Source organism: Pseudomonas sp. WS 5078, assembly GCF_012985745.1.
GTDB lineage: Bacteria > Pseudomonadota > Gammaproteobacteria > Pseudomonadales > Pseudomonadaceae > Aquipseudomonas > Aquipseudomonas lundensis_A.
The window spans coordinates 25,685-37,621 of record NZ_JAAQWX010000021.1 but is presented as its reverse complement, the minus strand read 5'-3'; the positions used below and the strand labels follow the sequence as shown (position 1 = coordinate 37,621).

Sequence of the window (11,937 nt, the reverse complement as noted above, 5' to 3'; positions counted from 1 at the left end):
CACTCCACAAAAACAATAACCGGAGTTCTGCATGTCCAATCCCGCCTTGAAACAAGCCTTGAGCAAGATCCGCTGGCGCATCCTGCCGTTCGTGGCGCTGATGTTCGCCATGGCCATTATTGACCGCTCCAATATCGGGTTCGCCAAACATGCCTTCCAGGCCGACACCGGCCTGAGCAACGCAGCATTTGCACTGGGGGCCGGGATTTTCTTTATCGGTTATGCGGTGTTTGAAGTCCCCAGCAACTTGATGCTGCACAAGATCGGCGCCCGCGTCTGGTTGAGCCGGATCATGGTCACGTGGGGGCTTGTCTCCGCGGCCATGATGTTTGCTCATGACGAAACCAGCTTCTACATCCTGCGTTTCTTGCTGGGTGTGGCTGAGGCAGGTCTGTCGCCGGGGGTGGTGTTGTATTTGACCTACTGGTTCCCGCAAAACCAGCGCGGTTCGGCGTATGGCATTTACTACTTCGGCGTACCGCTTTCGCTGATGATCGGCGGCCCGGTCTCGGGCTGGTTGCTGGAGAGCAGCCAGTTTGGGCTGACCGGCTGGCAATGGATGTTTGTGACAGAAGGATTGGCTGCATCCGTGATCGGGGTGATTGCGTTCTTCTACCTCAATGACAGTCCACGTGATGCGAAGTGGTTGAACATCGAGCAAAAAGCCGCGATTGAGCAAGCACTGCAGACCGAACAGCGGCAAAAAGCCAATCAAGGCCCTTCATCCTGGCGCGCCGCCCTGATCAACCCTGCCGTGCTGTATTTCACGCTGATCTACTTCACGATTCAGGTCAGTGTGTACGGCGTCCTGTTTTACCTGCCGACGCGAATTGCCGAGCTGCTGGGCACCGGGATCGGGCTGCAGGTGGGCGCGCTAACCTCCATTCCGTGGATTGCCACAGTGTGCATGCTGTACGCGGTGACACGACGTGCCGACCGCAAAGGCCAGCAAACCCGCTATGCCGCCTGGATGTTGGGGCTAGCAGCGCTGGGCATGGTGGGTTCGACGCTCAGCGCCAGCCTGCCGCTGGTGATCCTGGCGTTTTGCCTGGCTGCGTCGGGCTTTATCACCGTGCAACCGCTGTTCTGGACCCTGCCAACCCGACTGCTGAGCGGCGCAGCGGCTGCCAGTGGCATTGCGGTGATCGGCGCGCTGGGCAATCTGGGCGGCTTTCTGGCACCGACCGTGAAAACGTTTGTGGAGCAGCACTTCGACAACCCCCATGCGGGCATGTACTTCCTGGCCGGGACGGCCTTACTGGGCGCACTGATGCTCTTGCGCACCAGCAAGACCAGCACTGGGTCAGCGCAACAGGGGGTGCCCGCAGCCACCCGCTGAATACCAGCACGGGGGACAGACGCCTGAAAATCCGATTGAACGATCAAACCCTGCTCCAACTCCGATTTTTTGAGAGGCGCAACAGCGCTTGTAATTTCAATCGGAGCTGGAGCAGCCCACATGACGACCGAAAACCAGTACGCAATGCAGAACCCGGTGACGCAATACCCTCAGCCGGGCTTCCCCGAACAACCGCAACCGGCTCCCGGTTCAGTGCACAAATTACAGCCCCACGCCGACCATGGCGAAACGTCGTACAAAGGTTTTGGACGGTTGGCGGGCCGCAAGGCGCTGATTACCGGGGCTGACTCGGGTATCGGCCGCGCCGTAGCTATTGCCTACGCCCGCGAAGGCGCGGACATCGTGCTGAACTATTTGCCCGAGGAAGAAGCGGACGCCCGGGACGTGGTCGCGTTGATCGAGGCCGAAGGTCGCAAGACCATTTGCATACCTGGCGACTTGTCCCAAGAAGCGTTTTGCCTGGAGCTGGTGAGCCAGGCTGTCAAAGGCTTGGGCGGGCTGGATATTCTGGTGAACGTCGCAGGTAAACAAACTGCGCAAAAAGCCATTGCCGACCTGACCACCGAGCAGTTTGACGCAACCTTCAGAACCAACGTCTACGCACTGTTCTGGCTGTGCAAAGCCGCGCTGCCGCACTTGCCGGCCGGTGCCACCATCGTTAACACGACGTCGATTCAGGCCTATCAGCCGTCGGAAACGTTGCTCGACTACGCGCCGACCAAATCAGCAATTGCGGCGTTTACCAAAGCGCTGGCCAAACAGGTGATCGGCCAGGGCATTCGCGTCAATGCCGTGGCACCCGGCCCGTTCTGGACACCGCTGCAACCCAGCGGTGGGCAGCCTCAGGAAAAAATCCCTACCTTCGGCGCCGAAACTCCAATCGGCCGAGCAGGACAACCGGCCGAGTGCGCGCCGATTTACGTACTGCTGGCCAGTCAGGAGTCGAGCTACATCACGGGTGAGATCTTCGGCATTACCGGCGGGACCTCCATTGCGTAATGGCATGACACGTTAAAACGCGAACAGGGCCGCCCGGTGCGGCCCGACCGCTGAAACGTGCACAGGTATCGCGGTCGGGGTCACGGGTGGGTTACATTCAATTCTGGTTGTAACAAAAACAACAGCCCATTCTTCAAATAAGGGTCAACCGTGAATACCAATCAAAAACTGCGAACCTTCGACCGCATCCGTGACGCGGTACTGCCGCAATACCGCGAACGGGTGGCCGAATACCTGACGAGGTACGAAGACGTGCTTCACGACAGCCATGCATGCCCTGACGCTCAACGCACCGCGGCCAATCAATTAATGGGGTATATACGCGGCCTGAACACCACACGCGTGTTGGGCATGGCGGACCTTGAAGAACTGGAACGCCGCATCACCGAATCTTGGCTAAAACAAGCCGAGCTCGAAGGGCAGGAGGAAAAAATTTGAAGGGGAAAAACTGAAAGGCAATGACGTGAAATGGTGTCCCAGGCGGGGTTCGAACCTGCAACCTTCCCCTTAGGAGGGGGATGCTCTATCCAATTGAGCTACTGAGACTGATCACGCGTACCACGCACAGGGCGCGGTGTGCAGGTCGGCGAGCATGTTAACGGCGATACCGTGATTTGTCATGTCGTCCGTTGGCTTTTTACGTGTAAGGGCCTTAATGCTCGGTAGACAGGGCAACCGCCGGGATAGCGTGCAAAACACGCTAAAGCAGCGTGCAGGACTGCATCATCCCTGCCATCGTGCAATTTGCATTGCAGCAAAAAGGCTTCATTGCAATTTGCAACTCACGCACCTTAAAAACTGATAGTAAATGACTGTTTTACAAGGCTTTTATAGGTATCCTGCGTTGGCACGAAGACTGCAATCACAACAGTATTAAGTCCATGCCCTCAGAGATGACCGCCATGAACAGCACACTGATCCTGTTGAATGCACTCGCGCTGGCCGTTCTGGTCTTTTTTCAATTCCAACCCGATGAGGCGTCTGGTCAACAGAGCGCTGAGATTGCGGGTACGTATAAACCCCACTCGCCATTGCCACAGTTGGCGGTGATGACTCCAGATCAAAGCGGCACACCTCACCTGACCGCCGAGCACCCTGCGCAGACGCAAGCGGTTCAGGGCCACAGCTGGGTTTTCTAAAGAGAGCTTTAACGAATCATGTCCAAAATTGCATTTGGCTTTTTGATGTTGGCGCTGGCCAGTCTGGCGCTGGATATATTTATCCCTAATGGGGATCTGGGCGACGTGCCATTGTTCGCCGCCGCTACGTTCTTCGGCTGTTGGCTGCTGGCGTTGCTAGTAGGACGCCGGATCAAGTTCGACCCGCAATTACGCTGAGGCCGGGTAGTCCACGCCGTGATCAATCAAGGCCAGCAAGCCTTGCACCGCCACGGTCAAGCTGCCGGAGTTATCGAGCACTTTAATAGCCTCAGCCTCATGGCGTGGCATGCCTTCAAGAAATAACTGATTACGCTGCAACCGTTGCCGGATTTGCTCAGGCGTTTCGCGGCCCCGTTTGAGCAGCCTTTCGTGCAAAACCTCTGTGCTCACACACAACATGACTGCCACTAAATCGGGATAGCGCTGACGGGCCTGCTCCAGATGCGCGCGCGAACCGTTCACCAGTACATGGCGACCCTGGCGCAGGTAGTCATCCAGTAGCGTGGTAATCCCGTAGCTGAGGCCATGCGCCTGCCAGTGCAAGGCAAAGGCGCCCTGCTCTTTGAGCGCCTCAAACGCTTGGGCTGAAACACCCTGCGCGTCCTCCCCCACGGATTCGGCTGAGCGCGTGATGACACGCCGCATCACCTCACAACCCCGCTCGGCCAGAGAATGACGGGCCGCTTCGATCAGGCTGTCTTTGCCCGAGCCAGAAGGCCCCATCAAATAGATCAAGTTGCCTGGCATCTGCGAGCCCCTTCTGCTGTTGATCTTTTAAGTCCGGGCACTGCCCTCTCACGGTTTAAGTGAGGGTTGCAGCTGGATCTTCCAAACAATTTGCGTGGTAATTGCTTTGTATGAGGCGTTTCAGATGAATGGAGCCCAGTACCGCTATCAAACGCAGTGCGCATTTCTGATAATCGCTACTGGCAAAAAGCCTGTATCCGGTTCAATATTTGTCACAGAATTGACGCCAGGGAAGTGGCTAATTTGAGGCATGATGCCGGCCTCTTAGCAATTCAGGTTGAACATTTGGCCCCAAAGATGGTCTTAAAACACATCCTGCGGCCAATCCCGAGAACCGCTCCCCTGAACTAACCGGTTAACTATATGCGCCCATTGAAACAGGCTATTTATTCCAGCCGTACGGCTGACAAGTTCGTAGTGCGCCTGCCAGACGGAATGCGCGAGCGCATTGCCGAGGTGGCACGTAATCACCATCGCAGCATGAACTCAGAAATCATTGCCCGCCTGGAACAGAGCCTCATCCAGGAAGGCGCTTTGGGCGACGAGCCCGCATTGCGCCTCGACAGCCCTGAGCTCTCGATGCATGAACGCGAGTTGTTGCAACGCTTCCGCCAGCTGTCACATCGTCAACAAAATGCGCTGGTTTCACTGATTGCACACGATGTCGAAATGGCATCCGACGCCTCGTGATCTAGACGCCTTTTCAAAAAAGCCAGCCTTGTGCTGGCTTTTTTGTGGGCGGCCCGAACGCAGCAAGCAGTCACAAAAACGGCTTGATCGACACAGTCAGATCAAGCCGTTGGTGACTAGAGCAGGAAGATCGTGGCCAACCCCAGGAAGATGAAGAATCCGCCACTGTCAGTTACCGCGGTAATCATCACACTGGCACCCATGGCCGGGTCACGGCCCAACCGGGCCAGCGTCATCGGGATCAATACCCCCATCAATGCTGCCAACAACAAGTTGAGCGTCATGGCAGCGGTCATCACCACTCCCAGCGACCAGCTGCCGTAGAGCAGATAGGCCACTACACCGATCACACCGCCCCACACCAGACCGTTAATCAAGCCCACCGCGAGTTCTTTGCGCATCAGACGCGACGTGCTGCCTGTGTTCACTTGGTCCAGCGCCATCGCCCGCACGATCATGGTGATGGTCTGGTTACCGGAGTTGCCGCCAATGCCCGCCACAATAGGCATCAGGGCTGCCAGTGCCACCAGCTTTTCAATCGAACCTTCAAACAACCCAATGACCCGCGACGCAAGAAACGCGGTGATCAGGTTAATCGCCAGCCAAGCCCAACGGTTGCGCAGGGATTTCCAGACAGACGCGAAAATGTCTTCCTCTTCGCGCAAACCCGCCATGTTGAGAACTTCGGTTTCGCTTTCTTCACGGATCAAGTCGACCATTTCATCGATGGTCAAACGACCGATCAACTTGCCGTTCTTGTCGACCACCGGAGCCGAGATCAAGTCGTACCGCTCAAATGCCTGCGCCGCATCGTAGGCGTCTTCATCCGGATGGAAACTCACCGGATCGCTGGCCATCACTTCGGACACCTGTTTTTCAGGGTCATTTACCAGCAGGCGCTTGATCGGCAGCACGCCTTTGAGCGCACCGTCGTAATCCACCACAAACAACTTGTCGGTATGGCCCGGCAGCTCCTTGAGACGCCGCAGGTAACGCAGAACCACTTCAAGGCTGACGTCTTCGCGGATGGTCACCATCTCGAAGTCCATCAGGGCGCCGACCTGATCCTCGTTATAGGACAACGCGGAGCGAACGCGCTCACGCTGCTGGCCGTCAAGGGTTTCCATCAGTTCATGGACGACGTCTCGCGGCAGCTCGGGGGCCAGGTCAGCAAGTTCGTCAGCGTCCATCTCCTTGGCTGCTGCCAGGAGCTCGTGATCGTCCATGTCGGCGATCAGGGTTTCTCGAACCGAGTCCGACACTTCAAGCAGGATGTCGCCGTCGCGGTCAGCCTTGACCAACTGCCAGACCGTCAGACGGTCATCCAGAGGCAACGCTTCAAGAATGTAAGCAACGTCGGCGGAGTGCAGGTCTTCCAGCTTGCGCTGGAGCTCAACGAGATTTTGCCGGTGGACCAGGTTTTCGACCCGATCATGGTGATGGCCTTCCTGACGATGTGTCAGGTCTTCGACCACACGCTGGCGGTTAAGCAGTTCAATCACTTGCGCAAGACGGCTTTGCAGGCTGTCTTGAGTCTTTTTTACTTCAACTTCGGTCATAGGCGAACTCCACTCCCAGCAGCAGGGCACGCCGGAAGGATCAATCAGTCAATTCATGATTGGTAAAGCGGGATGCTGAATTACTACTGGGTAAGTCCATGGAGGTATTCCACAAGCCCCGGCGGGGCTGACGGGCGCAATCATACACGGCTTAAAAAATTAATGACGTTAAAAATCTCGGGGATAACAAATGCTTGCGATCAGGCGAAGCTCAATGCTCGCGAGACTGAATCTGCGACGCCGGATTCAAGGAAGAGAACACACGTGCACGCGAAAAACCGTTCAGGCGCGGCATGCTCTTTAACAGACAGCCCAGGAGCGGGTTAATTCCTGATTGATTGAGGGTGTATCCGCACAAGGCGCAATCCAGTCAAACACGCCAGAAGTATGTCAAATCGCAGACAGCAAAAAGCCCGCTTTAAAGGCGGGCTTTTTGGTGTTTGGTGCACTCGACAGGATTCGAACCTGTGACCGCTCGGTTCGTAGCCGAGTACTCTATCCAGCTGAGCTACGAGTGCAAGGTGTGTTTGTTAGACCAGACCACCCTGGTTGAAGCCAAGTTAACCGCCGAAGCAACTAACTCTTAAATGGTGCACTCGACAGGATTCGAACCTGTGACCGCTCGGTTCGTAGCCGAGTACTCTATCCAGCTGAGCTACGAGTGCAAGTTGTGTTTGTTAGACCAGACCACCCTGGTTGAAGCCAAGTTAACTACCGAAGCAACTAACTCTTATATGGTGCACTCGACAGGATTCGAACCTGTGACCGCTCGGTTCGTAGCCGAGTACTCTATCCAGCTGAGCTACGAGTGCATTTGAAGCTGCGTATTATAGACCGTTGAATCTCTCTGCCAAGTGTTTTTTTCAATAAATTCAACAACTTACTGAAACGGCTAGATTCTAACGTGCTACTTGAATAATGGCGGAGAAGGGGGGATTCGAACCCCCGACACCCTTTTGAGATGTACTCCCTTAGCAGGGGAGCGCCTTCGGCCACTCGGCCACCTCTCCGCAACACGGGGCGTATAATAACCAGCCTTTTCCCCGTATGCAACCAAAAACTTAAATAAAATTAAAGACTTGGTTCTTCGTCCTTTTCTTTCTTGATCCGCAGGTAGATTTCCTCCCGGTGCACGGCCACTTCTTTGGGGGCATTCACACCGATTCGCACTTGGTTTCCTTTGACGCCGAGCACGGTCACAGTAATTTCACCGTCGCCTATGATCAGGCTTTCTGCGCACCGGCGAGTCAAAATCAGCATAGCTTTCTCCTCACGCTATTCATTCAGGGACAACAGTCTGCAAAAAAAAAGGGCTTCGGCCTACTAGCTAAACAGCTATAGCCCGACGCGCCTTAAGTATTGACCAACATGACGAAACAAGAGGCCTTCGTTCACATTTATCAAAAAAACAAAGGGCGCGGATCAACCGCGCCCTTTGGGCAACGCATTACTCACCCTGTCGGGCAGGCGCGTCCAATTCAAAAGCGGTGTGCAAGGAGCGTACTGCCAGCTCCAGGTATTTCTCTTCTATCACCACCGACACTTTGATCTCGGAGGTCGAGATCATGAGGATGTTGATGTTCTCTTTAGCCAACGACTCAAACATGCGGCTGGCCACACCAGCGTGCGAGCGCATACCCACACCCACGATCGACACTTTGGCGATCTTGGTATCGCCGACCACTTCACGCGCACCGATCTCACGCGCCGTGTTTTCCAGCACGGTCTGCGCCGCGCTGTAATCGTTGCGGTGCACGGTGAAGGTAAAGTCGGTGGTGTTATCGTGTGCCACGTTCTGCACGATCATGTCGACTTCAATGTTGGCCGCGCTGATCGGGCCCAGAATCTTGAACGCCACGCCCGGGGTGTCTGGCACGCCACGGATGGTCAGCTTGGCTTCATCGCGATTGAACGCGATACCAGAAATGATCGGCTGTTCCATGGATTCCTCTTCATCAATAGTAATGAGGGTGCCAGGACCCTCCTTGAAGCTGTGCAATACGCGCAGCGGAACGTTGTACTTGCCGGCGAACTCGACCGCACGGATCTGCAACACCTTGGAGCCCAGGCTGGCCATTTCCAGCATTTCTTCGAAGGTGATCTTCTCCAGACGTTGAGCCTGCGCCACCACACGCGGGTCGGTGGTGTAGACACCATCGACATCGGTGTAGATCTGGCACTCGTCAGCCTTCAGCGCAGCCGCCAGCGCCACACCCGTCGTATCAGAGCCGCCACGGCCCAATGTGGTGATGTTGCCCTGCTCGTCCACGCCCTGGAAACCGGCGACCACAACCACACGCCCGGCCTTGAGGTCTGCGCGAATCTTCTGATCGTCTATTTTCAGGATGCGGGCTTTGGTGTGAGAGCTGTCGGTGAGGATACGCACCTGGCTGCCGGTGTAGGACACCGCGGACACGCCCCGCTTGTTCAGCGCCATGGCCAACAAGCCAATGGTCACTTGCTCGCCGGTAGAAACGATGACATCCAGCTCGCGCGGCAACGGCTGATCGCTGATCTGTTTGGCCAGATCGATCAGGCGGTTGGTTTCGCCACTCATTGCCGACAATACAATCACCAGGTCATTGCCGGCTTCGCGGAACTTCTTAACTTTATCGGCGACCTGTTCGATTCGTTCGACAGTGCCGACCGAGGTGCCTCCGAATTTCTGTACGATCAAAGCCATTTCAAAGCAGCCTCAGCCCCTAAAGGGCGCCCATTTATCATTCAAACGACGCGCCGCCACTAGACAGCGGCGCGTTCTGGACCTCAGATACCCTGTTCGACAAATGGCACAGTCAGGGCTAACGCGGCGTCCAGAGCAGCAGCATCTACTCCGCCACCTTGCGCCATGTCCGGGCGACCACCGCCCTTCCCGCCCACTGCCGCAGCGGCCTGCTTCATCAAATCACCGGCTTTGAGTTGGCCGGTCAGGTCTTTGGTTACGCCTGCAACCAGTACGACCTTGTCTTCGTAAACTCCACCCAGCAGGATCACTGCGCGGCCGAGCTTGTTCTTCAGCTGATCCACCAGCGCCAGAAGCGCCTTGCCATCCTGACCGTCCAGGCGAGCGGTCAAGACTTTCACGCCTTTGATGTCCACAGCCGACGCCGACAGATCGTCGCCAGCCGCGCTTGCGGCCTTGGCCTGCAATTGCTCCAGTTGCTTCTCCAACTGGCGGTTACGTTCCAGCACCGCCGAGAGCTTGTCGACCAGATTTTCCCGCGACCCCTTGATCAGGTTCGCCGCTTCCTTGAGCTGCTCTTCCGCTGCGTTCAAGTAAGCCAGTGCGCTAGCACCGGTCACCGCTTCAATTCGACGGATACCCGACGCCACGCCGCCTTCGCTGGTGATTTTCATCAGGCCGATATCGCCCGTGCGCTTGGCGTGAATACCGCCACACAGTTCCACGGAGAAATCGTCACCCATGCTCAGTACGCGCACGTTGTCGCCGTACTTCTCGCCGAACAGCGCCATGGCGCCTTTTTGCTTGGCGGTTTCGATGTCGGTTTCTTCGGTTTGTACCGGGGTATTCTTGCGAATCTCGGCGTTGACGATATCTTCGAGGGCTTTGATCTGCTCAGGCTTGATGGCTTCGAAATGGCTGAAGTCGAAACGCATGCGCTGACTGTCAACCAACGAACCTTTTTGCTGAACATGCTCACCCAGTACTTTGCGCAATGCGGCGTGCAGCAAGTGAGTGGCCGAGTGGTTCAACGCCGTCGCGTGACGCACATCGGCATCAACCTGAGCTTCAACCGTTTCGCCAACGTTCAGGCCGCCCTTCGCAACCACGCCGTGGTGCAGGAAGGCACCGCCGGTTTTCGTGGTGTCGCGCACGTCAAAACGCGCAGCACCTGCCTGCAGGTAACCGCAGTCACCCACCTGACCGCCGGACTCAGCGTAGAACGGCGTCTGGTCGAGCACGACCACACCTTCATCACCTTCATTCAGGGTGTCGACCGACTGACCCTCTTTATAGAGGGCAACCACCTTCGCAGAACCTTGAGTTGCGTTGTAACCGATGAATTCGGTCGGCACATCCACCTTGACCAGGGTGTTGTAGTCCAGACCGAACGAGCTGGCCGAACGGGCACGCACCCGCTGCGCTTCCATTTCGCGTTCGAAACCGGCTTCGTCCACGGTCAGATTGCGCTCACGGGCGATATCCGCTGTCAGGTCCATCGGGAAACCGTAGGTGTCATACAGCTTGAACACCACGTCACCCGGCACCACGGTGCCCTTGAGGTCAGCCAGATCCTGCTCCAGGATTTTCAGGCCCTGTTCGAGCGTCTTGGAGAACTGCTCTTCTTCAGCCTTGAGGACACGCTCAATGTTGGCCTGTTCACGCACCAGCTCGGGGAAGCTGGCGCCCATTTCGGCTACCAGTGCAGCCACGATCTTGTAGAAGAAGTTGCCGGTCGCGCCCAGCTTGTTGCCGTGGCGGCAAGCGCGGCGAATGATCCGACGCAGCACGTAGCCGCGACCTTCGTTGGACGGCAATACGCCATCCGCGATCAGGAAGCTGCACGAACGAATGTGGTCCGCCACGACTTTAAGCGAAGCCTGGCCCTCATTGGCGCAACCAATGGCGTCGGCTGCCGCTTTGAGCAGGCTCTGGAACAAATCGATGTCGTAGTTGGAATTGACGTGCTGCATCACCGCACTGATCCGCTCCAGGCCCATGCCGGTGTCCACCGACGGTGCTGGCAACGGATGCAACACGCCATCGGCGGTGCGGTTGAACTGCATGAACACGTTGTTCCAGATTTCGATGTAACGGTCGCCGTCTTCGTCTGGCGAGCCTGGCGGGCCGCCCCAGATTTCGGGGCCGTGGTCGTAGAAAATCTCGGTGCAGGGACCGCACGGGCCGGTATCGCCCATGGTCCAGAAGTTATCGGACGCGTACGGGGCGCCTTTATTGTCGCCAATGCGGATCATGCGCTCAGCGGGCACGCCGACGTCTTTGGTCCAGATGTCATAGGCTTCGTCATCGCTGGCGTAGACAGTCACCCACAGCTTGTCCGCTGGCAACTTCAGTACGCCGGTTAGAAAGGTCCAGGCGAAATTGATCGCGTCTTTCTTGAAGTAGTCACCAAAGCTGAAGTTGCCGAGCATTTCAAAAAAGGTGTGGTGACGCGCGGTATAACCGACGTTTTCCAGGTCACTGTTCTTGCCACCGGCACGCACGCACTTCTGGCTGCTGGTTGCACGGGTGTAAGCACGCTTTTCCTGACCCAGGAAGCAGTCCTTGAACTGGTTCATCCCCGCGTTGGTGAACAGCAGGGTCGGGTCGTTATTTGGCACCAAGGAGCTGGAAGGGACACGGGTGTGACCTTGCTCCTCGAAGAAGCGAAGGAAGGCTTCACGGATTTCTGCGCTTTTCATAGGTTCTTCCACGGAGGCTGAGGCCAGAGGCAAGTCA

11 protein-coding genes and 5 tRNA genes are annotated in these 11,937 nt (G+C 56.6%); 6 read left to right on the top strand and 10 right to left on the bottom strand.

Features of this window, described 5'->3' with window-relative positions:
* The first annotated feature begins 31 nt into the window (after nt 1-31).
* The 3 genes from HBN68_RS21305 (at nt 32) to HBN68_RS21295 (ending at nt 2,797) form a co-directional block, all read left to right on the top strand.
* Nucleotides 32-1,339 carry an MFS transporter gene (locus HBN68_RS21305; RefSeq protein ID WP_169966032.1) on the top strand — a complete coding sequence of 436 codons (1,308 nt, stop codon included), beginning with the start codon at nt 32-34 and terminating at the stop codon, nt 1,337-1,339.
* Between the two features lie 120 nt (nt 1,340-1,459).
* A complete protein-coding gene (locus tag HBN68_RS21300; protein WP_169966034.1) occupies nt 1,460-2,359 on the top strand; it encodes an SDR family oxidoreductase in 900 nt (299 codons plus the stop codon).
* A 150-nt stretch (nt 2,360-2,509) separates the two neighbouring features.
* Nucleotides 2,510-2,797 carry a hypothetical protein gene (locus HBN68_RS21295; protein ID WP_094993821.1) on the top strand — a complete coding sequence of 96 codons (288 nt, stop codon included), beginning with the start codon at nt 2,510-2,512 and terminating at the stop codon, nt 2,795-2,797.
* 31 nt (nt 2,798-2,828) lie between these two features.
* On the opposite strand, the gene HBN68_RS21290 is transcribed toward HBN68_RS21295, so the two are convergent.
* Nucleotides 2,829-2,905: transfer RNA gene (locus HBN68_RS21290), tRNA-Arg, on the bottom strand.
* Between the two features lie 356 nt (nt 2,906-3,261).
* Here HBN68_RS21290 and HBN68_RS21285 point away from each other — a divergent pair.
* Nucleotides 3,262-3,498, top strand: coding sequence for a hypothetical protein (locus HBN68_RS21285; protein WP_169966036.1), 237 nt, complete (start codon nt 3,262-3,264; stop codon nt 3,496-3,498).
* Between the two features lie 18 nt (nt 3,499-3,516).
* The gene (locus tag HBN68_RS21280; RefSeq protein ID WP_094993820.1) at nt 3,517-3,696 is read left to right on the top strand and encodes a PA3371 family protein; all 180 of its coding nucleotides are present in this window, start codon (nt 3,517-3,519) and stop codon (nt 3,694-3,696) included.
* Here the strand turns inward: HBN68_RS21280 and phnN are convergent.
* Entirely contained in the window at nt 3,688-4,266 is a 579-nt protein-coding gene (phnN, locus tag HBN68_RS21275; RefSeq protein WP_169966038.1) for a phosphonate metabolism protein/1,5-bisphosphokinase (PRPP-forming) PhnN, read from the bottom strand. The genes HBN68_RS21280 and phnN overlap by 9 nt on opposite strands.
* 363 nt (nt 4,267-4,629) lie before the next feature.
* Between phnN and HBN68_RS21270 the strand changes: the two genes are divergently transcribed.
* Nucleotides 4,630-4,956, top strand: coding sequence for an Arc family DNA-binding protein (locus HBN68_RS21270; protein ID WP_047276944.1), 327 nt, complete (start codon nt 4,630-4,632; stop codon nt 4,954-4,956).
* 116 nt (nt 4,957-5,072) lie between these two features.
* Here HBN68_RS21270 and mgtE read toward each other — a convergent pair whose 3' ends face one another.
* The 8 genes from mgtE to alaS form a co-directional block, all read right to left on the bottom strand.
* Nucleotides 5,073-6,515 (bottom strand): magnesium transporter, encoded by a 1,443-nt coding sequence (gene mgtE, locus HBN68_RS21265; RefSeq protein ID WP_047276945.1) that lies wholly within the window; start codon nt 6,513-6,515, stop codon nt 5,073-5,075.
* Nucleotides 6,516-6,956: 441 nt separating this feature from the next.
* A tRNA-Arg gene (locus HBN68_RS21260) sits at nt 6,957-7,033 on the bottom strand.
* A 70-nt stretch (nt 7,034-7,103) separates the two neighbouring features.
* Nucleotides 7,104-7,180, bottom strand: a tRNA-Arg gene (locus tag HBN68_RS21255).
* 70 nt (nt 7,181-7,250) lie between these two features.
* Nucleotides 7,251-7,327 (bottom strand) — tRNA-Arg (locus HBN68_RS21250).
* Nucleotides 7,328-7,434: 107 nt separating this feature from the next.
* Nucleotides 7,435-7,525, bottom strand: a tRNA-Ser gene (locus tag HBN68_RS21245).
* A 61-nt stretch (nt 7,526-7,586) separates the two neighbouring features.
* Nucleotides 7,587-7,775: a carbon storage regulator CsrA gene (gene csrA, locus HBN68_RS21240; protein WP_003175645.1), complete on the bottom strand. Its 189-nt coding sequence runs from the start codon at nt 7,773-7,775 to the stop codon at nt 7,587-7,589.
* A 187-nt stretch (nt 7,776-7,962) separates the two neighbouring features.
* Nucleotides 7,963-9,198: an aspartate kinase gene (locus HBN68_RS21235; protein WP_169966040.1), complete on the bottom strand. Its 1,236-nt coding sequence runs from the start codon at nt 9,196-9,198 to the stop codon at nt 7,963-7,965.
* Nucleotides 9,199-9,281: 83 nt separating this feature from the next.
* Nucleotides 9,282-11,900: an alanine--tRNA ligase gene (alaS, locus tag HBN68_RS21230; protein ID WP_169966042.1), complete on the bottom strand. Its 2,619-nt coding sequence runs from the start codon at nt 11,898-11,900 to the stop codon at nt 9,282-9,284.
* Nucleotides 11,901-11,937 lie beyond the last annotated feature (37 nt).